Below are 22,602 nucleotides of genomic sequence, written 5' to 3'. Positions count from 1 at the left end.
GTTAAGGTCAGAGCAATAAATTTTGCCACGGTATCGTTTGCGTTCTGTGCGCCGCGTTAGAGGTTGGTTCGACTATGATAGACTTCGTGGCTTTCTGAAAAACCTTAACCAGGCGAATGCAATGAAACACACCGTCGACGTGATGATCTCTGAGCAGGAGATCGCAACCCGTATTGCCGAACTGGGCAAGCAGATAAGCGAACACTACCGCAGCAGCGGCAGCGAAATGGTGTTGGTGGGGCTGCTACGCGGTTCCTTTATGTTTATGGCCGATCTGTGTCGCGCGATTGATGTGCCGCACGAAGTCGATTTTATGACCGCGTCCAGCTACGGCAGCGGTATGTCATCCACCCGCGATGTGAAGATCCTTAAAGATCTCGACGAAGATATTCGTGGCAAAGATGTGTTGATCGTGGAAGACATCATCGACTCCGGCAACACGCTGAGCAAAGTGCGTGAAATCTTGCGTCTGCGTGAGCCAAAATCACTGGCGATCTGCACCTTGTTGGATAAACCCGAGCGCCGCGAAGTCGAAGTGACCGTTGAATACGTTGGCTTCACCATTCCAGATGAGTTCGTTGTAGGCTTTGGTATCGACTACGCGCAACGCTATCGTCATTTGCCGTACATCGGCAAAGTTATCCCAACCGGTGAATAACCGCACAATCTTCCAAGGCTAATCCCTTTAGCCTGCGATAAGATACGCAGCCCGCAAGTCACTGACTTACGGGCTATGCTCGCGTTCCCCTGCGGCAAGCAGAGTGGTAAAGTGTGGCGGGCGCTTCATCTTTGATTTTTCACCTATTATCTCTGAATAACCCCGCACGCTCGCTGTGAGCGCACTATCATTTCATAGGGCTTTGATGTCACTACAACAGGGTATGGATTCGCAATGACTTATGCACTGGAACTTTCCGGGCTGACCAAAACCTATCCCGGCGGCGTACAGGCGCTGAAGAAGCTGGATCTCAATGTAGAAGCCGGCGATTTTTACGCACTGCTCGGGCCGAATGGCGCGGGTAAATCCACCACCATCGGCATTATCAGTTCACTGGTGAATAAATCCGGTGGCAGCGTGCGCGTATTTGGTTATGACCTGGAAAAAGATGTGGTCAACGCCAAGCGCCAGCTCGGTTTGGTGCCACAGGAATTCAACTTTAACCCGTTTGAAACCGTGATGCAGATTGTGGTGAATCAGGCTGGTTACTACGGCGTTGAGCGCAGTGAGGCCAACAAGCGCGCTGAGAAATACCTCAACCAGCTCGACCTGTGGGGTAAACGCAACGAGCGTGCACGTATGCTTTCGGGCGGCATGAAGCGTCGTCTGATGATTGCGCGTGCACTGATGCATGAGCCAAAGCTGCTGATCCTCGACGAACCCACCGCTGGCGTGGATATTGAACTGCGCCGCTCGATGTGGACTTTCCTGAAAGATCTCAATATCAAAGGCACCACCATTATTCTCACCACTCACTATCTGGAAGAGGCCGAAATGCTGTGCCGTAACATCGGCATTATTCAGAGCGGTGAGCTGGTGGAAAATACCTCGATGAAAGGTCTGCTGTCGAAGCTGCAATCTGAAACCTTCATTCTGGATCTCGCGCCGCGTAGTCCGCTGCCGCAGCTGGAAGGTTTCCAGTATCGTCTGGTGGATACCTCTACGCTGGAAGTGGAAGTGATGCGTGAGCAGGGTCTGAATAGCGTGTTCAGCCAACTGAGCGCGCAGGGCGTGCAGGTGTTGAGTATGCGTAATAAAGCGAACCGCCTTGAAGAGCTGTTCGTCAGCCTGACCCAGGGAAAAGGAGCAAAAGCATGACACATCTTTACTGGGTGGCACTGAAGAGTATCTGGGCCAAGGAGATCAACCGCTTTGCACGCATCTGGATTCAGACGCTGGTGCCGCCGGTGATCACCATGACGCTCTATTTTATTATTTTCGGCAACCTGATTGGTTCACGTATTGGTGACATGCATGGCTTTAGCTATATGCAGTTTATCGTACCGGGCCTGATCATGATGGCAGTGATCACCAATGCCTATGCCAACGTAGCCTCATCGTTCTTTAGCGCTAAATTCCAGCGCAATATCGAAGAGCTGCTGGTGGCACCGGTGCCGACCCATATCATCATTGCCGGTTATGTGGGTGGTGGCGTGGCGCGTGGCGTGTGTGTCGGAATTTTGGTGACCGCCATTTCACTGTTCTTTGTGCCATTCCACGTGCACTCCTGGTCTATGGTGGCCCTGACGCTGCTGCTGACCGCGATTCTGTTCTCGCTGGCGGGTCTGCTTAATGCAGTGTTTGCGCGTACCTTTGACGATATCAGTTTGATTCCGACCTTCGTATTAACACCGTTGACCTATCTGGGTGGCGTGTTCTATTCGCTGACGTTGCTGCCACCTTTCTGGCAGGCGGTGTCGAAGCTGAACCCAGTGGTGTATATGATCAGCGGTTTCCGCTACGGTTTTCTCGGCATTAATGATGTGCCGCTGGTGTTCACCTTGTCGGTGCTGATTGCGTTTATCGTGGTGTTTTACGTATTGGTGTATGCGCTGATTCAGCGTGGACGCGGCTTACGTACCTAGTCACATCCGCGATTAAAAATGCAGCTACGGCTGCATTTTTTGTTTTTGGATTAGCGATATATTAATTTCTTCAAAACTCTATTTTAAGATAAATTCCTTATTAATTAGCGCCAGTTAATTAATCGCTAAATATTAAAGCCATTGTTTACCATTTTTGATATTTTGCGCCTTTTTCTGATAAATGTCATGACTATGCTCTGTAACTGCTTAATCTATAAGGCGTAAGGAATTTGTTATGGCTTTGGCAGAATTTTGAACTTGTCATTACTTCCCCGTAATTAGAATATTGCCTTGCTTATTGTTTTCAGGCTGCACAACCACACAGCAACGCATAACAAATGCGCCACTCTGTTTGTTTAAAGAGATGGCTCTTATTATCTTTGTCAGGCAGGGGAAAATATGAATCGGATAACGTGGGTGGATAATCTGCGAGGTATAGGTGTACTTGTTGTTATTCTGCTGCACTGCGTTATTGCGGTAAATGGCAATGTTGGACACTTCGCACCGCTGATCTCAGTACTGGATCCATTGTTAATACCAGTATTTCTTGGCTTAGTATTTTTTGTGTCGGGATTATTTGTTGATGCTGGATTACGTAAAGGACTCGGACCATTTATTAATAACAAAGTCCAGACAATCTTATATCCCTTTGCCGTCTGGGTAGTGGTGTATGGCGGCTTAAAAATCTTATTTAGCTCGATGGCGAATAACCCGCAATCTCCCTTGCATGTTATTGCTATGCATCTGAGCGGCGGCGGTGATATCACCTGGTTCTTACATTCACTGTTCTTTTTCTTCCTCGCCATCATTGTGGTACGGCAAATGCCGTTTTGGCTGGTGATTCCCGCGTGTTTACTGCTGAGTTATTTCTTACCTGAATTCAGTGCGGATGGCATGTTTGCCAGCTTCGATAATGCGCACATCAATAAATCCGTTAACTTGTTTATTTTCTTCTACGTGGGCGATCAGCTGGTTCGTAAGCAGTATGATGTGCCTAAACTGGCTGAAAATACGCTGCTGGTGCTGCTCTCTTTTGCCAGCGTGGTGCTGTTCGTGTGCCTTAACCTGTTGAGTGAGCGCCCACCATCACACGTTCTGCTTGCCGCATTGGCGCTGTTATCGATTCCGGTGTTTGTCTGGATATCGCTGAAACTCAATTCACGACTGGTGCATTACGTGGGCGTCAATTCCATCGTATTTTATCTGTCGCATTACTTGGTGATTCAGTTCTTTAGCAAAATCGTCAAGCTGCATACCCAGTCGCTTTGGATTTATGATCTGCTGTTTGTGCTGGCGTTTGCTGCGGCGATGATCTTCCCCTGGACGCTGTGCTTATTACGCCAGCGCGGCTGGTTCAACTTCTTGTTTACTCTGAAGTCTCAACCACGGGTAAAGATCGTAAAACCGGTGTGAGAAAAGGGCGGAACCTCTGAACAGAGGTTCCGTTGTTATCAGGCGACCTGCACCGGCAACGCTTTGGCGATGCGTTTCATCTCGTTATCACCTTCAAAATAGGCGACTTTCGGTTGCCAGCTGCGGGCGACTTCATCCTCCACCTGCACATACGAGCAGATGATCATGATATCGTCTTCGCAAGCACAACGCGCAGCGGCACCGTTCACGGAGATGATTTTAGAGCCACGCTCAGCGGCAATCGCGTAGGTCGAGAAACGTTGACCATTGGTGACGTTATAGATGTCGATGGCTTCATATTGCAGAATGCCAGAGGCATCAAGAAAATCCTGGTCAATGGCGCAGGAGCCTTCATAGTGCAAATCTGCCTGAGTGACTTTAACGCGGTGCAGCTTGCCCTGAAGTACGGTACGAATCATAGCGACAGAATCCTGGTTAGCTTCTAATTAATAACGGAAATTACTCCGTCAGATCCACTTGCTGATTATCAATCAGGCGCGCATTGCCCAGCCATGCGGCCATCAGAATCACGGCGCGCTGACTGTCTACGGTCAGCGGCTGCAGATTGTCGGCATCACAAATCGCCAACCCGTCAGGACGGAATCCTTTCTCCCGCAAGGCGGCTTCGGCGTTTTCAATCATCTCATCCACATGGCGCTCACCGTTGCTCAGGCGCGCTGCCATGCTGTTCATCACCTGGCTCAGACCAGCGGCGATAGCGCGTTCTTCAGCGGTGAGATAGCCGTTACGCGAGCTTAACGCGAGGCCATCTTTCGCGCGCACGGTAGGCACACCAACAATCTCGATGTCGAAGCCCATATCGGCCACCATCTTGCGGATGATCGCCAGCTGCTGGAAATCCTTCTCGCCGAAGCAGGCAATGTCGGGCTGCACCAGGTTGAACAGTTTGCTCACGATGGTGGAGACGCCGCGGAAATGCCCCGGACGGCTGGCCCCTTCCAGTAGCGAGGATAAGCCCGGCACTTCCACAAAGGTTTGGCTATCCAGCCCTTTGGGATAGACATCCGCCGGTGCCGGTGCGAAAACCAGATCCACGCTATGGCGATTAAGCTTCTCGCAGTCATCCTGCAAGGTGCGCGGATAGCGCGCCAGGTCATCGGCGCGTTCAAACTGCATTGGGTTGACGAAAATCGACACCACCACGATATCGGCTCGTTCACGCGCTTCGTCCACCAGGGTGAGGTGGCCGTCATGCAGGTTGCCCATGGTGGGCACCAGCGCGATACGTTTGCCTTCCTGCCGCCAGCGACGAATTTCACGGCGCAGCATCGGCAGCGATTCAATAATCAACACTGCAAATCTCCTGATTTACTGGAAACTGTGTTCGGCGGCAGGATAAACGCCAGCCTCAACGTCGGCAATATACTGGCGGATGGCCGCGCGAATGTCGCCGGTTTCCGCGAGGAAGTTTTTGGCGAATTTAGGGATATGGCCGCCAGTAATGCCAAAGGCGTCGTGCATCACCAGAATCTGGCCATCGGTGACGTTACCGGCCCCAATGCCGATCACCGGAATGCTTAACGCCTGGGTGACGCGCGCCGCCAGCGCGACGGGTACGCACTCCAGCACCATCAGCTGTGCGCCCGCCGCTTCCAGTGCCAGCGCGTCGGCCAGCACACGCTCGGCGCCCGCTTCGTCACGGCCCTGCACCTTGTAGCCACCGAAGATATTAACGGATTGCGGCGTCAGGCCAAGGTGACCGCACACCGGCACGGCACGCTCCGTCAGCATACGCACGGTGTCCGCCAGCCACTCTCCGCCTTCCAGCTTCACCATATTGGAACCGGCACGCATCAGCTGTGCGGCGTTATCAAAGGTTTGCTGTGGCGTGGCGTAACTCATAAAGGGTAAGTCGGCCATCACCAGCGCCTGAGGCGCACCGCGGCGCACGGCGGCAGTGTGATAGGCGATATCGGCCACGGTCACGGGCAGGGTGGATTCATGACCTTGCACGGTCATGCCGAGGGAGTCGCCAATCAGCATCACCTGAATGCCTTCATCGGCAAACAGGCGGGCAAAGCTGAAATCGTAAGCCGTCAGGGTGGCAAATTTGCGGCCACTGGCTTTCAACTGGCGTAAATGGGAGATGGTGGTTGGTTTCATCGCGCTCTCCAGCGTTTTCAGATGCGCGCAGTTTACTGGATTGGCTGGAAAGGCGATACGAACACAGTGCGATTATTGCAGGCTAGACATTCCATGGACGAATGGCGCTGCGATCGAGCGTGGCCAGGATCCCGGCCAGCGGCTGACCATTCGGCAGACGCAGCGCAGGGGCGATCTCTAACAGCGGCACCAGCATAAATGCGCGGTTGTGCATATCGTAGTGCGGCACGGTGAGACGCGGGGTGTGGATCGTCTGCTGACCATACAGCATGATATCAAGATCGAGCGTGCGCGGACCCCAACGCTCGGCTTTGCGAACTCGGCCGTGCTCCAGCTCAATGCGTTGCGTGTGATCCAGCAACGCTTCCGCTTCCAGCAACGTATCCAGCGCGACGACAGCATTCAGGTAGTCGGGCTGGTCCGGCGGGCCGTAAGGGGGGGTACGATACAGCGAAGAGGTCGCCACGCGCGAGGTGTGCGGAAGGGCATCGAGCGCGGCGAGCGCTGCATCAACCTGATGCAGCGGATCGGCCAGATTACTGCCGAGTGCGAGATAAACGCGGATCATGATGGGCTGTTAGTATCACGACGCGGTCCGGTTGGACGGCGGCGAGGGCGGCGCGGTTTACGGCGTGGAGCCGGATCGTCGCCCAGCGTGGTCATCATGGTTTTCTGCTGCACAGGTGCCGCCGCCTGGAACTCGCCCCACCAGTGAGTAAGACTCTGCAGTTCGCGGTTATTTTCCACGTCAGCACGCAGTGCCAGCAAATCATAGGCGGCACGGAATTTTGGATGCTCCATCAGCTTCCATGCACGTTTGCCGTGACGGCGCGACATGCGCAGTTGTAGCTGCCAGATATCGCGGATCAACGTAGTAATGCGCTTCGGAATCGCCAGCGAGCGGCAGGCTTCATCCAGCGTTTCATTCATCGAGAGGGCGAACGCATCGTAATAGGTTAGCCCGCTCTCCTGTGCAATACGCTCTGCCGACTCTAACTGCGGGTACCAGAACATGGCGGCAAACAGGAAGGCAGGATTAACGCGCATATCATTCTGAATGCGGTTGTCCGTGTTCTTCAGCACCTGAATCAGCATGCGTTCCATCAAGCTGTCGCTCTCGGCCGTGAAGCCGCGCGTCAGCATCGGGAACAGCGGCTGGAACAGCTGATATTCACGCATCATCTGATAGGTGCGTAAGCCGTAACCGGCTTGCAGCAGTTTGAGGGACTCCTCAAACATACGCGCAGGCGGAATATCGTTTAACAGCGTAGCCAGGCGTGGAATCGGCTCGGCGGTTTCAGCGGCAATGCGCATCTCCAGCTTGGCGGCGAAACGCACCACGCGCAGCATGCGCACCGGGTCTTCACGGTAACGGGTTTCTGGATCGCCAATCAGGCGAATCACGCCATCCTCAAGATCCTGTAAACCACCCACGTAATCACGGACGGTGAAATCCGCCACGCTGTAGTAGAGGCTATTGATGGTGAGGTCGCGGCGCTGGGCATCATCTTCAATGCTGCCGAAAATGTTATCACGCAGCAGCATGCCATTCTGACCGCGCTGTGAGCTGTTGCGATCCTCTTCACTCTCTTCCTGATGGTGACCACGGAAGGTCGCCACTTCGATCACTTCCGGACCAAACATCACGTGGGCCAGGCGGAAACGACGACCGACCAGGCGGCAGTTGCGGAACAATTTGCGCATCTGCTCTGGTGTGGCGTTGGTGGTGATATCAAAGTCTTTCGGCTTTTTACCCAGCAGTAAATCACGCACGCCACCGCCAACCAGGTATGCTTCGAAACCGGCTTTATTCAGGCGATACAGCACTTTAAGGGCGTTTTCGCTGATATCTTTGCGTGAGATGTTGTGGCTTTCACGGGGAATGACGGTCATCAGACTCTCGGTTTCCACCTCTTCAGGCACCTCCTCATCACGCTTGAGGACTCTCCGGCAAAAATTAGCGACTCGGGTAAAAATGGGACACCTCGACAGTGAGAAAATGGGTGTTAATAAATCAGCGGCTAATCATAGCCTGTTGCGAACCATTTAGGAATGGCGATGTCGCTTCATCAGGCATTAGCGCGTTCTGCTGTGGGATCAGTTGGATACTCCACTGCGCAACAGCGTGCGTCAGTAACTGAGGTAACGATAAATCTTGCCAGCTCTGCAAAACAGGCTGACCGAGCAAGCGCAGCGCCTGCACCAACACAGGACGGGGATCCCCCGTGGGTAAGGCAGGTGCATGATTCTGCTTCGACAGCTTGTTGCCGTCTGTATTGACGGCCAAAGGCAGATGCAGGTATTGCGGCACTGGCCAATCAAACTGTTGATAAAGCGCAATTTGACGCACCGTAGGCTCAATTAAATCCGCGCCACGCACAATTTCCGTCACGCCCTGAAAATGGTCATCCACCACCACCGCCAGGTTATAGGCAAACAGCCCATCCCGCCGATGGATAATAAAATCTTCCTGCGCCAACTGTGTGTCAGCAGCTAAGTGGCCGCGCAGGCGATCGTGAAAGCTGAACACAGGCGCATGCTGGCGTAACCTTAATGCCGCGTTCTCTGCGGGTAAATGCAAGTTGCGGCAATGGCCATCGTAAAAGCCACCAATCTGCTGAATACGGCTGCGCGTGCAGGTGCAAAAATAGCTCTGACGATGTTGCTGCAGCCAGCTCAATGCGGCGCGGTAGGCATCATGGCGTTGCGATTGCCAGAGCACTTCGCCATCCCACTGCAGGCCGTAATGTTCAAGTTGCTGGAGGATACGCGTTGCGGCACCCGCAACTTCACGCGGCGGATCGATATCTTCGATACGCACCAGCCATTGACCTTGCTGCGCGCGCGCGCTCAGGTAACTGCCAAGCGCAGCTATCAGCGAACCAAAGTGCAAATCACCAGAAGGAGAGGGAGCGAAACGCCCAATACAGGAAGAAGTTGAAGCGGTCATTTTGAAGTGTACCGCACGTCGGGAAAACAGTGGTTTTCCCGGCTGTGCGGCGACAGTCTGCTCACGGCCATTAGCCTGCCATCTGCTTCTCGCGGATTTCAGCCAGCGTTTTGCAGTCAATGCAAAGATCGGCGGTCGGACGCGCTTCAAGGCGACGAATACCAATTTCTACACCACAGGAATCACAGTAGCCGAAATCTTCGTCATCCACTTTCTTCAGCGTTTTCTCGATCTTTTTGATCAATTTACGCTCACGATCGCGGTTACGTAATTCCAGGCTGAACTCTTCTTCCTGCGCGGCACGGTCTACCGGATCCGGGAAGTTAGCCGCTTCGTCCTGCATGTGCGACACAGTGCGGTCGACTTCATCACGCAGTTGGTTGCGCCAGGCTTCCAGAATTTTGCGGAAATGGCTCAGTTGGGCGTCGTTCATGTACTCTTCGCCCGGTTTCACCTGATACGGCTCCACACCAGCAATGGCGAGGATACTCAGGGACGATGTTTTACGGTTTTGCCCTTCTTGCATGTTGCTTCTCCTGGATAACACGCACTACCCGTTATGTTTCAAGTCGCATGTTTTGCTGTGTTCAATCACTTACTGCCTGCAACTCAAACTTTTTAGGGTTTATTGATTCCCATTAGGGAAAAAAACAGGCCGCTATAAATAACAGAAGCAGTCAAGGTTGGCAATTATTCCTGTTCACACCTTGACAAGCCTCTGAATAACCGCGTAATCAGCGCACCGACCAGCACATTCCTATCACAGCAAATTGTTATAAATATTACAACTCTGTTCAAACTGCTACTTTCAGTGTGCGAGTGAGTAACATTTGAGCGGGTGATAGCTGAGCCTGATACGCTAACACTTCGACACCGCAGCGCTGCGCCTGTTCCAGTAGTTCTGCGTAGTGTGCGTCAATATGGCGCGCCGGGGAGACGTCCTCAATCCCCGAGTGCAGAACCGCAAACAATAAAACGGCCCGATGACCTTCTGCCACGATGGTGCTGAGTTCGCGCAGATGCTTCTGTCCTCGAGTCGTCACCGCATCCGGAAAATAGCCTTTACCCTGCTGTAAAAGGGTGACGGACTTGACTTCAATATAGCAGTTTGATCTCCCTTCCGCTTGCAGCAGGAAGTCAATTCGGCTTTTTTCCGTGCCGTATTTCACTTCGGGTTGGCAGTGGCTGTAAGCGGATAATTCTGGAATCGCGTCAAGGGTTAACGCCTCACGCACCAGTTGATTCGCGCGCAGAGTGTTAACACAGATCCAGTGACCTTGCTGAGTCTCGGTCAATTCCCAGCTGTGCGGGTACTTGCGCGTGGTGCTGTTTGAGGTGGAGTACCACACCGTATCCCCCGGGGTGGCGCAACCGGTCATCGCACCCGTGTTGGCACAGTGGATCGTCAAGGTTTCACCCTCAGGTGTTACCACGTCCGCCAGAAAGCGTTTATAACGGGCGATCAAACGGGCGGGTTTTAAGGGGGGATCAAACTGCATTCATGCTCCTGAAGTGGGTAATAGCGGCCAGCGGGCCAGACGACGATAGCGGGTGCGACCCTGACTAAAGGTTGATGAAAACAGCGCGAAGTGACTGACATCCAGACGCCAGTGGAAACCACGCGCAGGCAGGGCCACTTTTTGCGTGGCGTGCCGCAGCAGCGTGATATGCGGATGAAAAGGCTGCGGGCTCTGGGCACATCCATGACGCGCGGCTTGGGCGCGCAACAAACTCGCTAGCTGTAATAAACCGCGTGGCGCACGCTGGCAACCGAGCCAGACTACGCCGGGGCGCGGCCAGTGACCTGCATCATCGATATCGAGATGAAAACCGGGCTGGGCGATACGCGCGGCAAGCTGCTGTAACTGCTGTGAGGTTTCACGGCTCACCTCTCCCAGAAACGCCAGCGTCAGGTGCAGATTCGCAGCAACCACCGGTTTTCCTGCCTCTTCAGCGAAGTTATCTGCCCGCCACTGTACTAGCTGTTGCTGGAGCGGATCGGGCAGTTCGAGGGCAAAAAACAGACGTTGCGTGGCCATGATGGAGTTGCCGTTGAGTGCTACAATGCGCGCCATCTTAGCACAGGCGCAGTGGGAGTTGAGTGTGAGTGAATTACCGGTCAGCGAGGTGCTACCTGCATTGCTGGAGGCGCTAGCGCAGTCGCCGCAGGTCTTGTTAGCGGCACCCACCGGAGCGGGGAAATCCACCTGGCTACCCTTACAACTGCTGCAAAAAGCACGGTTGCTGGGGCGCATTATCATGCTGGAGCCTCGTCGTCTGGCGGCTCGCAACGTGGCACAACGATTAGCGGAAGGGCTGGGTGAACAGCCTGGGGAAACCGTGGGTTACCGCATGCGCGGTGAGAATTGCTGTGGTCCCAATACGCGTCTTGAAGTGGTGACGGAAGGTATTCTGACGCGCATGTTGCAACGCGATCCGATGCTGGAAGGCGTATCGCTGGTGATCCTCGATGAATTCCATGAACGCAGTTTGCAGGCAGATTTAGCGTTGGCCTTGCTGCTGGACGTGCAGCAAGGGTTGCGGGATGACCTGAAAATTTTGCTGATGTCCGCGACCCTGGATAACGATCGCCTGCGTCAGCTGCTGCCTGATGCTCCCTTTATCGCTTCTGAAGGGCGCAGTTTTCCTGTCATACGGCGCTATGCCTCGCTCAATACGCAGCAACGTTTTGAAGAAGCGGTAGCGCGTGAAGTGGCGCAACTGCTGCGGGAAGAATCCGGTTCACTGCTGCTTTTTCTGCCCGGTGTGGCCGAGATTGAGCGTGTGAAGCGTGAACTGGCGTCACGCGTTGGTGAAGATGTTGATCTCTCTCCTTTATATGGCGCGTTATCCCTGGAGGCACAGCGGCGCGCCATCCTGCCTGCACCGAATGGTCGACGTAAAGTGGTGCTTGCCACCAATATCGCCGAAACCAGTTTGACCATTGAAGGCATCCGGTTAGTGGTGGATAGCGCACTTGAACGCTCGGCCCAGTTCGACGTGCGCAGCGGCGTCACGCGGCTGCAAACGCAGCGCATTAGCCAGGCCTCCATGACGCAGCGCGCCGGACGTGCCGGTCGTCTTGAACCGGGTATTTGCCTGCATTTATTGCCGCAAGAGCAAGCGATGCGTGCCGCCGCACAAAGTGAGCCGGAAATACTCAACAGCGATCTCGCCTCGTTGCACATCGATTTACTGCAGTGGGGCTGCCAGGATGCGTCGCAGCTGAGATGGCTGGATGCGCCGCCCGCGCGCAGCCTACGCGCGGCCAGTGCGTTGCTTACCCGCTTAGGCGCGCTGGATGGCGATAAGCTAAATGCGCGTGGGCGTAAAATGGCAGGGCTGGGGAGCGATCCGCGCTTGACCGCGATATTAAGTGCCGCGCAAGACAGTGATGCGATTGCGAGTGCAGCCTTGCTGGTGGCAATTCTGGAAGATCCCCCACGCAGTGGCAGCGCCGATCTGCGAGATGCGCTCAATCGACCACAGCCGCACTGGCAGCGCCGCGCGCGCCAGTGGCAGCAACGGCTGAATGCCAGCAGTGGCAAGGTCAATCCCGATCTGTTTCCGGCGTTACTGGTGGCGGGTTTTGCCGACCGCCTGGCGCTGCGTCGCGGCGACAGTGCCCGCTATCAACTGGCAAACGGCCTTGGCGCGATGCTGGATGAACAGGATGGCCTGAGTCGAAACGAATGGCTGATTGCCCCTACGTTGTTGCAAGGTGCCAGCGCCGCCGATGCGCGCATCCTGATGGCGTTGCCGGTGGATATGGCACAGCTGCGCCAGCAATGTCCGGCCCTGGTGACACAACGTATTGATGTGGAATGGGACGAAGAGAAGGGCACACTGCGTGCCTGGAAGCGTGAACTCGTGGGTTCGCTGGTCCTAAAAGCGCAACCGCAGGCGCGTCCGGAAGCGGATATTTTACATCCGGCGATGCTGCGTTGGATCCGTGAAAAAGGGCTCTCAGTACTCGGCTGGACACCGGAAGCGGAACAGCTGCGTCTGCGTTTACACTGTGCGGCTGAATGGCTGCCCGAAGAGGCGTGGCCGCAGCTGGACGACGACACGCTGCTCGATTCACTTGAGCGTTGGTTGCTGCCGGAGATGGGCGCGGTGCGCGATCTCAAAAGCCTGCAAAGCGTCAGTCTTGTCAGTGCATTATTACATTTGCTGACATGGTCACAACGTCAGCGGCTGGATACTGTGCTGCCAACTCATTACACTGTGCCGACCGGAAGTCGCCTGCCCATCCGTTACGCGCTGGATAAACCCCCTGCGCTGGCAGTGCGCATTCAGGAGATGTTTGGTGAGGCACACAATCCTGCGGTGGCCGAAGGGCGTATTCCGCTGGTACTGGAGCTGCTTTCACCGGCACAGCGTCCGTTGCAGATCACCCGTGATCTCGCGGCGTTCTGGCGAGGTGCCTGGCCTGAGGTGCAGAAAGAGATGAAAGGGCGCTATCCCAAACATCTCTGGCCCGACGATCCGGCCAACGCCTTGCCGACAAGGCGAACCAAGAAATTTTCATCGTGACACTCTGTGGATCGAATTCAGAGGGTTCTGCCATGCGCAGCACGATAAAGCAGTTGTAGACTAAATAATTCGATTTGCAGGAAGGCGGTAAACGAGAGAATCCCGATGAGCTTACTTATGTAAGTGATTCGGGTGAGCGAGAGCAGCCAACGCACCTGCAAATTGAAGTATGAAGTATATAGAGTAACGGCCGCAGCCGTAGCTATGCCTGGAGAATAAAAGCATGTCTGGGAACGATCGCGAACCTATTGGGCGCAAAGGAAAAGCGCCAAAGCCGCCGCGCAGCACTGCGCGTCGGGGTCGCCGCAGGGAACTTGATGATGATATCGATCAGGACGATTTTGACGAAGATGATGAGGAGAGTGCGCCGGTGCCAGCAAAAGGTAAAGGTAAAGGAAAACGTCCGCCACGCGGCAAACGTCGTTGGTTAGGCTGGCTGATCAAGCTCTTCCTGGTCTTTGTTGTGGTGATGGCCGCCTGGGGCGTCTATCTCGACTCAGAAATCCGCAGCCGCATCGACGGTAAAGTGTGGCAACTGCCAGCCGCCGTTTACGGCCGTATGGTAAGCCTTGAACCGGGAATGTCGTACGACAAAAAAGAGATGATTGCGCTGCTGGAAGGCACGCAGTATCGCGAAGTCTCGCGCATTACCCGTCCGGGTGAGTTCAGTGTCAAAGGCAATACCATTGACCTGCTGCGTCGTCCGTTTGATTTCCCGGACAGCAAAGAGGGGCAGATCAATGCGCGTCTGACGTTTAGCAATAACGAACTGAGCGAGATTAAAAACCTCGATACCGGACGTGATTTTGGCTTCTTCCGCCTCGATCCGCGTTTGATCACCATGTTGCAGTCACCGAACGGTGAGCAGCGTCTGTTTGTGCCGCGCGCGGGCTTCCCTGATTTGCTGGTCAGCACGTTGATTGCCACCGAAGACCGCCACTTCTACGAGCATGATGGCATCAGCCCTTACTCGATTGGCCGTGCGTTCCTCGCCAACATCACCGCAGGTAAAGCGGTGCAGGGCGGCAGTACCTTGACGCAACAGCTGGTGAAAAACCTGTTCCTGACCAACGAGCGTTCACTGTGGCGTAAAGCGCGTGAAGCCTACATGGCCGTGATCATGGACGCGCGTTACAGCAAAGATCGCATCCTTGAGCTTTACCTCAACGAGGTTTACCTCGGCCAGGCGGGTAACGATCAGATCCGTGGCTTCCCGCTGGCGAGCCTGTACTACTTCGGGCGTCCGGTGGATGAACTGAGCCTCGATCAGCAGGCGATGCTGGTCGGCATGGTGAAAGGGGCTTCGCTGTATAACCCGTGGCGCAACCCGAAACTGGCGCTGGAGCGTCGTAATCTGGTACTGCGCCTGCTGCAACAGCAGAACGTTATCGACCAGGAGCTGTACGACATGCTCTCGGCACGTCCGCTGGGTGTGCAGCCGAAAGGGGGAGTGATCACCCCTCAGCCTGCGTTTATGCAGATGGTGCGCAACGAACTGCAGGCCAAGCTGGGCGATAAAGTGAAAGATATGTCCGGCGTGAAGATCTTCACCACGCTGGATCCAATCTCACAGGATGCGGCTGAAAAGGCGGTGGAAGAAGGTATTCCTGCGCTGAAAAAACAGCGCGGACTGAAGGATCTGGAAACGGCGATGGTGGTGGTGGACCGCTTCAGCGGCGAAGTACGCGCCATGGTCGGTGGTGCCGATCCGCAGTTTGCGGGTTACAACCGTGCACTGCAGGCGCGTCGCTCGATTGGTTCACTGGCTAAGCCAGCAACCTATCTCACTGCGTTGAGTCAGCCGAACAGCTATCGTCTCAACACCTGGCTGGCAGATGAACCGATTGCGCTGAAGCAGCCAAACGGTTCTGTCTGGAAGCCGATGAATGACGATAAGCGTTTCAGCGGAAAAGTGATGCTGGTGGATGCGCTCACTAACTCAATGAACGTCCCGACCGTAAACCTGGGGATGACGCTGGGGCTGGCTTCGGTTGTCGATACCTGGACCAAGCTGGGCGTGGGCAAAGATCAGCTCAACCCGGTGCCAGCCATGTTGCTGGGTGCGCTGAACCTGACGCCGATTGAAGCGGCTCAGGCGTTCCAGTCTATTGCCAGCGGCGGTAACCGTGCCGATCTGTCAGCGGTGCGTTCGGTGATCGCAGAAGATGGCACTGTGTTGTATCAGAGCTTCCCGCAGGCCCAGCGTGTGGAGCCGGCGCAGGCCGCTTATCTGACCTTGTACGGTATGCAGCAGGTCGTAGATCACGGTACGGCGCGGGCGATTGGTGCGCGTTACCCGAATGCCCATCTGGCTGGGAAAACCGGTACCACCAATGATCTGATCGACAGCTGGTTTGCCGGTATCGATGGCAAAGAAGTGGCGATCACGTGGGTGGGCCGCGACAACAACCAAAGCTCGAAGCTGTATGGTGCGAGCGGTGCGATGCAGATTTATCGTCGTTACCTCGATAACCAGGCACCGATGCCACTGCAACTGACCCCGCCAGAAGATATCACGCAGATGAACGTCGATTCTGCCGGTAACTTTGTTTGCGGTTCGGGCAGCAGCACCTGGCGTTCAATGCCAGTGTGGACACTGGATGCCAATGCGCTTTGCCAACAGCAGCAACAGCAAATTCAGCAGCAGCAGGTCCAGCAGCAACAACAGCAGCAACAGCAACAGCCGCAGGATGAACAGAAAGACGCTGACGGCGTAGCGGGTTGGATCAAGGATATGTTTGGCAGCAAGTAGTTATCGGCATTAAACAAAGGGCGCTTCGGCGCCCTTTTTCATGTCTGCGATTTATTAATCGCGATCATAGACTTGCACGAACTGGTCGCAAACGCACCGCCATCAGGCATTACTTCTTGCGGATCTTGCCGGACTTCGCCTAAAATTCGTGCGTCTAATAATCATTATCGTTTTCATTCGCCTGCATTGTTCCCTTTTTTTTGAGAGATCCTTTTATGAATGCGCGAAATTCCAATCCTTGTTCTCCACGTGCTGCGACTTCCCGTCGTCCGCTCGCTTTATTGATTTCTTTAACACTGGGCACGCTGAGCGCACAGGCGCTGGCAGAAGATACCGTGGTGGTGACGGCCAATGGCGGTAACACCGTAGCGCAGGAGAGCGCGTGGGGCCCGGCACCGACCATTGCCGCCAAGCACAGTGCGACCGGCACCAAAACCGATACCCCGATTGAGAAGAACCCGCAGTCTGTGTCGGTGGTAACGCAGGAAGAGATGGCAATGCATGCCGTCACCAGCGTTAAAGGCGCGTTTAACTACACGCCTGGCGTGTTGACCGGCAACCGAGGCAGCTCTGATGTGATCGATGCGCTGTCAATTCGTGGCTTCAGCGAAACCAACACCAACCAATATCTTGATGGCCTGAAATTGCAGGGTGATAACTACTCTGAGTTCGCTATCGATCCTTACTTCCTGGAGCGCGCCGAACTGCTGCGCGGTCCGGTTTCTGTTCTGTATGGCAAAAGTAACCCTGGCGGCGTGGTCTCACTGGTAAGCAAGCGACCCACGCAGGAAACGCTGCGCGAAGTGCAGTTCCAGATGGGCACCGACAACCTGTTCTCAACCGGTTTCGATTTTGGTGGTTCGCTGGATGATGACGGCGTTTACAGCTATCGCCTGACCGGCTTGGCCCGCAGCGCCGATGCGCAGCAGGAGATGAACAAAGAGAAGCGTTACACCATCGCGCCTTCGTTCAGCTGGCGCCCAGATGCCAATACCCGTTTTGATCTGCTGACCTACTTCCAGAACGAGCCTGAAACCGGTTATTACGGCTGGCTGCCACGTCAGGGCACAGTTGTAGGGATCACGCGTCCGGATGGCAGCAGCTACAAACTGCCGACCAATTTTGATGAAGGCGAAGACAGCAACAAGATCTCGCGTAACACCAAGATGGTGGGCTACAACTTCGAACACAGCTTTAACGACACCTGGACAGTGCGCCAGAACTTGCGCTACGCGGATTTAAGAACCAATTATCGCAGTATCTACGGTAATGGCTTCGACGCGGTGACGAATGAAATTACCCGTGGTTCAGCGGCTTCTGATGAGAAGTTGAATCAATTTGCGGTTGATACTCAGGCACAGGCTAAATTTGGCACCGGTGCAGTAGACCATACTTTGCTGATGGGTGTGGATTATCAGCGCACCCGTAATGATATTGATGCGGCATTTGGCTCAGCCTCCCCAATCAGTGCGATTAATCCTCAGTACGGTAACGATGCCATCATTGGCACGCCATTCCCTTACCAGTATCTGAATCGTCAAGAGCAAACCGGTCTCTACACCCAAGATCAGATGGAGTGGAACCGCTGGGTGCTGACCTTAGGTGGCCGTTACGATTATGCGATGACTTCAGCACTGAATCGCAATGGCAACACCGAAGAGAAGAACCATGACCAGGCCTTCACCTGGCGTGGCGGTCTGAACTACGTCTTTGATAACGGTGTTGCGCCGTACTTCAGCTACAGCGAATCGTTTATCCCAACGGCGGGTACCACAGCCAGCGGTGAAACCTTCGATCCTTCCCGTGCGAAGCAGTATGAAGCTGGGGTGAAATACGTTCCGAAAGATCGTCCAATTGTGATTACGGGGGCGATCTATCAGCTGACCAAAACCAAGAACCTGACGCCAGACCCGAACAATATTAACTTCAGCGTACAGAGCGGTGAAATTCGTTCGCGCGGTGTTGAGCTGGAAGCGAAAGCGGCCTTGAACGCCAACATCAACATGACGGCGTCTTACACTTACACCGACGCGGAATACACCGAAGACACGCTGCTGAAGGGCAGAACGCCGGTTCAGGTGCCGAAGCATATGGCATCGCTATGGGGTGATTACACCTTCCATGAGACGGCGTTGTCTGGTGTGACCTTGGGTGCAGGTGTGCGTTATGTCGGTGAAAGCCAGGGCTTGTACGCAAGCGGAGATAACGCCAATCAGAACTTTGCGGTGGCGAGTTACACCACAGTGGACGCTGCGCTGAAATATGACCTCGGTCGTTTCGGTCTGCCGGGTTCAACCGTGGGTGTGAACATCAACAACCTGTTCGACCGTGAATACGTTGCCAGCTGCTACCGTGATTACGCTTGCTACTGGGGCGCTGAGCGTCAGATCGTCGGTACGGCGACCTTCCGTTTCTAACCACAAGAGTTTAGGGGGGCCTTCAGGCCGCCCTCAGACTGGCAAAGGGGCGGCCCAAGGGTCGCCCCTACAGAATTCGATGTGCAATGAATTAATCAACCAGGGATTACCATGCAGCATCCGCACCACGCAGAAACCACCTTCACGCTGGATAACGTCAGCTTTCGCGTGCCTGGGCGCACGCTGTTGCATCCCCTCTCGCTGACCTTCGCACCGGGCAAAGTCACGGCGCTGATTGGTCATAACGGTTCGGGTAAATCCACGCTGTTGAAAATGCTTGGGCGTCATCATGCGGCGAGTGAAGGCCGGGTGCTGTTGAATAACGAGGCGGTCTATCACTGGGGCAGCAAAGATTTTGCGCGTCAGGTGGCGTATTTACCGCAACAGTTACCTGCCGCAGAAGGCATGACGGTGCGCGAACTGGTGGCGATTGGTCGTTATCCCTGGCATGGCGCGCTGGGGCGTTATGGTCAGGAAGATCGTGACCGCGTGGAAGAGGCGATTACGCTGGTGGGGCTGAAACCTTTCGCGGGACGTCTGGTGGACAGCCTGTCAGGCGGCGAGCGTCAGCGTGCCTGGTTAGCGATGCTGGTGGCGCAAAACAGCCGTTGTCTGCTGCTGGATGAACCCACCTCTGCGCTGGATATCGCCCATCAGGTTGATGTGCTGGCATTGATTCAGCGCCTGAGCCGTGAGCGCGGGTTAACGGTGATCGCGGTACTGCACGATATCAACATGGCAGCGCGTTACTGCGATCGTCTGGTGGCATTGCGCAGCGGTGAGATGATTGCCGAAGGCGGGCCTGAGGTGATTATGCAGGCCGATGTGCTGGGCAATATTTACGGTATTCCGATGGGCATTCTGCCTCATCCACAGGGCGGTGCACCCGTCAGTTTTGTTTACTGAGGCCTCGCCATGTTTGACATTTCCCGTCGTCGCTTACTGACGGCGCTGGCACTTTCGCCCCTGATGAACGTTGCGCCATTACGCGCGTCTCAGCCCGATCTGCAAAGGATTCTGGCGCTGGAGTGGTTACCCGTTGAGTTAATGATGGCGCTCGGCGTGGCACCGCTGGGGGTAGCCGATCTGCGTAACTACAGGATTTGGGTGGGCGAGCCGCAGCTGCCCGCCAACACCATCGATCTTGGCTTGCGTACCGAACCCAATCTGGAGTTGATGACGCAGCTGCAACCTTCACTGATTTTGCATTCCAACGGCTACGGTCCGGCGCTGGATAAGCTGCAACGCATTGCGCCGACCATGGGTTTTGATCTCAACAGCGGTGACGGCAAACCGTTAACCACGGCGCGCAATTCGTTGCATGCACTGGGCGCACGGCTGGGGCGAGAAGAGCAAGCGGTGTTGCATTTGCAGTACCTCGATGAGCAGCTCGCGGCGGCGCGTGAGCGTCTTAAACCCTGGGCGAGTCGCCCGATATTATTGATGTCACTGATGGACAGCCGTCACGCCATTACCTTTGGTGCCAATAGCTTGTTCCTGGAAGTGATGGAGAGCCTTGGCCTGACCAACGCCTGGCACGGTGAAACCAACTTCTGGGGCAGCGCGGTAGTCGGGCTTGAACGTTTGGCTAACGTGGGCGACGTGCAGGTCATTTGCTTCGATCACGACAACGATCGTGATATGCAGCGCGTGATGAAAACGGCGCTGTGGCAGGCGCTGCCGTTTATCCGCACTGGCCGTTTCCAGCGCGTGCCTGCAGTGTGGTATTACGGCGCGACCTACTCGGCGCTGAAGTTTATTCGCGTGCTGGAACACGCGCTGGAGTCGCAATGATGCGCCATCGTCTCTTTCCTGTCGTGCTACTGAGTAGCCTATTTTTACTGGCACTGGCGTTAACCTATATCAACCTGAGTGAAGCACTGCCAACGGCGCAGTGGTCGCAGGCGATCATTGCGCCAGACATCAACAATATCCAGCAAGTGGTGTTTCACCACAGTTTGCTATCGCGTCTGGCGCTGGCGCTGCTGGTCGGGGCGGGCCTCGGCTTAGCGGGCTTGCTGTTCCAGCAGGTCCTGCGTAATCCGCTGGCGGAACCCACCACGCTTGGCGTGTCGTCGGGCGCCCAGTTGGGCATTACCGTCGCCACGCTTTGGCATCTGCCGGGTGGGGAACTGACGCAACAGTTTGCGGCGATGGGCGGTGCGGTGCTGGTCGGTGTGCTGGTGTTTGGTGTCGCGTGGGGAAAACGTTTGTCACCCGTGACGCTGATCCTTGCCGGGCTGGTGCTCAGCCTCTATGCCGGCTCGGTGAATCAAATCTTTGCCATCTTCAATCATGATCAGCTGCTGAACATGTTCTTGTGGAGCACGGGCGCGTTGAATCAGATGGATGGGCACAGCGTGGCCATGTTGTGGCCGCGCCTGCTGCTGGCCTTTGTGGTGGCGCTGGCGCTGCTACGTCCGTTGACTCTGATGGGGCTGGACGATGGCGTGGCGAAAAATCTTGGTCTGGCACTGTCAGCGGCGCGTATCGGTGCGCTGGCTCTGGCGATCCTGCTCAGTGCACAACTGGTGAATGTGGCGGGCATCATTGGCTTTATCGGTCTGTTTGCGCCGCTGCTGGCGAAAATGCTGGGAGGCCGTCGCTTGTTAAGCCGCATGCTGCTCGCACCACTGATTGGTGCGCTGCTGCTGTGGCTGGCCGATCAGTGCGTACTGTGGCTCACCAGCCACTGGCGTGAGGTTTCAACTGGCACTGCGACGGCGCTGATTGGCGTGCCGATTCTGCTGTGGTTGTTGCCGCGCTTGCGCACCGGTTCAGTCCCCCCGGCGATGAACATGGGGGATAAGGTCCCGGCAGAGCGGCAAAACGTCGTGCGCTGGTGTCTGTTTGGCGTGGCGATGCTGGCGCTGTTGGGCGCTGTCGCTCTGACATTTGGCCGCGATGCGCATAGCTGGACGTGGGTCAGCGGCGAGATGTTGCATCAACTGTTGCCGTGGCGTGCACCGCGCGTGCTGGCCGCGCTGGTGGTCGGGATGATGCTGGGCGTGGCGGGCGCATTGATCCAACGTCTCACCGGTAACCCAATGGCGAGCCCGGAAGTGTTAGGGATTAGCTCAGGGGCAGCATGCGGTGCCGTGGTGATGATGTTCTTTGTTCCCGGTGATGCGGTGGCGTGGTTGCTGCCTGCAGGTGCGTTGGGAGCCGCCCTGACGCTGCTGATCATCATGCTGGTGGCCAGCCGTGGTGGCTTCTCACCCGAACGTATGCTGCTGGCGGGCATGGCGCTGAACAGCGCCTTTGTCACCCTTTTGATGGTGCTGATGGCCAGCGGCGATCCACGTATGAGTGGCTTGCTAACCTGGATTTCCGGCTCGACCTACAACATCAGTCTGCAGCAGGCGGTACAAAGCGCGGTGGTGGGGATGATTTTGATTGCTCTGGCACCTCTGGCCAGCCGCTGGCTAACGCTGCTGCCGCTGGGGAGTGCCACGGCACGGTCGGCAGGTATGGCGTTAACGGGATCGCGATTGAGTCTGCTGTTGCTGGCGGCGGCACTGACCGCAACGGCCACGCTGACCATTGGACCACTCAGTTTTGTCGGCCTGATGGCACCGCATATTGTGCGTATGCTGGGGTTCCGTCGTGCGCTACCGCAAGTGCTGATGGCAGGATTGTTGGGGGGAGGTTTAATGGTGTTTGCCGACTGGTGCGGCAGAATGCTGGCGTTCCCGGATCAAATCCCGGCAGGGCTGATGGCCACCTTCTTCGGTGCACCCTATTTTATTTGGTTGTTACGCCGCGCATAAATGCGCACCCTACGAAAACCGCGCTCGATCGTCGTAGGGTTGCCATTTATGGCGACC

Annotated in this window: 19 protein-coding genes; 10 read left to right on the top strand and 9 right to left on the bottom strand. The window is 55.5% G+C overall.

All coding sequences use genetic code 11. The features are described 5' to 3' along the window. Positions 1-121: 121 nt before the first annotated feature. The 4 genes from hpt to QMZ30_RS05605 all read left to right on the top strand — a co-directional run bounded on the left by hpt (position 122) and on the right by QMZ30_RS05605 (position 3,996). Positions 122-658 (top strand): hypoxanthine phosphoribosyltransferase, encoded by a 537-nt coding sequence (gene hpt, locus QMZ30_RS05620; RefSeq protein WP_039331277.1) that lies wholly within the window; start codon positions 122-124, stop codon positions 656-658. 234 nt (positions 659-892) lie between these two features. Then, complete coding sequence (locus QMZ30_RS05615; RefSeq protein WP_039331274.1) at positions 893-1,816, top strand: ABC transporter ATP-binding protein; 924 nt, start codon at positions 893-895, stop codon at positions 1,814-1,816. After that, positions 1,813-2,583, top strand: a complete 771-nt coding sequence (locus tag QMZ30_RS05610) for an ABC transporter permease (protein ID WP_034829563.1) — start codon at positions 1,813-1,815, stop codon at positions 2,581-2,583. The genes QMZ30_RS05615 and QMZ30_RS05610 overlap by 4 nt, the downstream gene beginning before the upstream one ends. A 399-nt stretch (positions 2,584-2,982) precedes the next feature. After that, positions 2,983-3,996 carry an acyltransferase family protein gene (locus QMZ30_RS05605; RefSeq protein ID WP_283226662.1) on the top strand — a complete coding sequence of 338 codons (1,014 nt, stop codon included), beginning with the start codon at positions 2,983-2,985 and terminating at the stop codon, positions 3,994-3,996. Between the two features lie 38 nt (positions 3,997-4,034). On the opposite strand, the gene panD is transcribed toward QMZ30_RS05605, so the two are convergent. The 9 genes from panD to thpR all read right to left on the bottom strand — a co-directional run bounded on the left by panD (position 4,035) and on the right by thpR (position 11,109). Continuing rightward, entirely contained in the window at positions 4,035-4,415 is a 381-nt protein-coding gene (gene panD / locus QMZ30_RS05600; protein WP_283226661.1) for an aspartate 1-decarboxylase, read from the bottom strand. A 40-nt stretch (positions 4,416-4,455) separates the two neighbouring features. Further along, entirely contained in the window at positions 4,456-5,310 is an 855-nt protein-coding gene (gene panC, locus QMZ30_RS05595) for a pantoate--beta-alanine ligase (RefSeq protein ID WP_283226660.1), read from the bottom strand. Positions 5,311-5,325: 15 nt separating this feature from the next. Further along, positions 5,326-6,120, bottom strand: a complete 795-nt coding sequence (gene panB / locus QMZ30_RS05590) for a 3-methyl-2-oxobutanoate hydroxymethyltransferase (RefSeq protein WP_283226659.1) — start codon at positions 6,118-6,120, stop codon at positions 5,326-5,328. Between the two features lie 82 nt (positions 6,121-6,202). After that, complete coding sequence (gene folK / locus QMZ30_RS05585; RefSeq protein WP_283226658.1) at positions 6,203-6,688, bottom strand: 2-amino-4-hydroxy-6-hydroxymethyldihydropteridine diphosphokinase; 486 nt, start codon at positions 6,686-6,688, stop codon at positions 6,203-6,205. Next, entirely contained in the window at positions 6,685-8,097 is a 1,413-nt protein-coding gene (pcnB, locus tag QMZ30_RS05580; RefSeq protein ID WP_283226849.1) for a polynucleotide adenylyltransferase PcnB, read from the bottom strand. The genes folK and pcnB overlap by 4 nt, the downstream gene beginning before the upstream one ends. 37 nt (positions 8,098-8,134) lie before the next feature. After that, on the bottom strand, positions 8,135-9,070 hold the full coding sequence (gene gluQRS / locus QMZ30_RS05575) for a tRNA glutamyl-Q(34) synthetase GluQRS (protein WP_283226657.1): 936 nt from the start codon (positions 9,068-9,070) through the stop codon (positions 8,135-8,137). Between the two features lie 70 nt (positions 9,071-9,140). Further along, positions 9,141-9,596 carry an RNA polymerase-binding protein DksA gene (gene dksA, locus QMZ30_RS05570; RefSeq protein ID WP_039331260.1) on the bottom strand — a complete coding sequence of 152 codons (456 nt, stop codon included), beginning with the start codon at positions 9,594-9,596 and terminating at the stop codon, positions 9,141-9,143. A gap of 268 nt (positions 9,597-9,864) precedes the next feature. After that, positions 9,865-10,569, bottom strand: a complete 705-nt coding sequence (gene sfsA / locus QMZ30_RS05565) for a DNA/RNA nuclease SfsA (RefSeq protein WP_283226656.1) — start codon at positions 10,567-10,569, stop codon at positions 9,865-9,867. Continuing rightward, positions 10,570-11,109 (bottom strand): RNA 2',3'-cyclic phosphodiesterase, encoded by a 540-nt coding sequence (thpR, locus tag QMZ30_RS05560; RefSeq protein WP_283226848.1) that lies wholly within the window; start codon positions 11,107-11,109, stop codon positions 10,570-10,572. 25 nt (positions 11,110-11,134) lie between these two features. On the opposite strand from thpR, the gene hrpB reads away from it, so the two are divergent. From hrpB to fhuB, 6 genes are all read left to right on the top strand, one after another. Further along, positions 11,135-13,606: an ATP-dependent helicase HrpB gene (gene hrpB / locus QMZ30_RS05555; protein WP_283226655.1), complete on the top strand. Its 2,472-nt coding sequence runs from the start codon at positions 11,135-11,137 to the stop codon at positions 13,604-13,606. 223 nt (positions 13,607-13,829) lie between these two features. After that, positions 13,830-16,358 (top strand): bifunctional glycosyl transferase/transpeptidase, encoded by a 2,529-nt coding sequence (mrcB, locus tag QMZ30_RS05550; protein WP_283226654.1) that lies wholly within the window; start codon positions 13,830-13,832, stop codon positions 16,356-16,358. Positions 16,359-16,573: 215 nt separating this feature from the next. After that, complete coding sequence (fhuA, locus tag QMZ30_RS05545; RefSeq protein ID WP_283226653.1) at positions 16,574-18,775, top strand: ferrichrome porin FhuA; 2,202 nt, start codon at positions 16,574-16,576, stop codon at positions 18,773-18,775. A gap of 111 nt (positions 18,776-18,886) precedes the next feature. Further along, positions 18,887-19,681: a Fe3+-hydroxamate ABC transporter ATP-binding protein FhuC gene (fhuC, locus tag QMZ30_RS05540; protein WP_283226652.1), complete on the top strand. Its 795-nt coding sequence runs from the start codon at positions 18,887-18,889 to the stop codon at positions 19,679-19,681. A gap of 9 nt (positions 19,682-19,690) precedes the next feature. Next, a complete protein-coding gene (fhuD, locus tag QMZ30_RS05535; RefSeq protein WP_283226651.1) occupies positions 19,691-20,569 on the top strand; it encodes a Fe(3+)-hydroxamate ABC transporter substrate-binding protein FhuD in 879 nt (292 codons plus the stop codon). Beyond that, positions 20,569-22,545, top strand: coding sequence for a Fe(3+)-hydroxamate ABC transporter permease FhuB (gene fhuB / locus QMZ30_RS05530; RefSeq protein ID WP_283226847.1), 1,977 nt, complete (start codon positions 20,569-20,571; stop codon positions 22,543-22,545). The genes fhuD and fhuB overlap by 1 nt, the downstream gene beginning before the upstream one ends. Positions 22,546-22,602: the final 57 nt, after the last annotated feature.

The organism is Pantoea sp. EA-12 (assembly GCF_030053355.1).
GTDB lineage: Bacteria > Pseudomonadota > Gammaproteobacteria > Enterobacterales > Enterobacteriaceae > Pantoea > Pantoea vagans_C.
The sequence above is the reverse complement of the archived record's forward strand: the minus strand, read 5'-3'. Positions and strand labels throughout refer to the sequence as shown.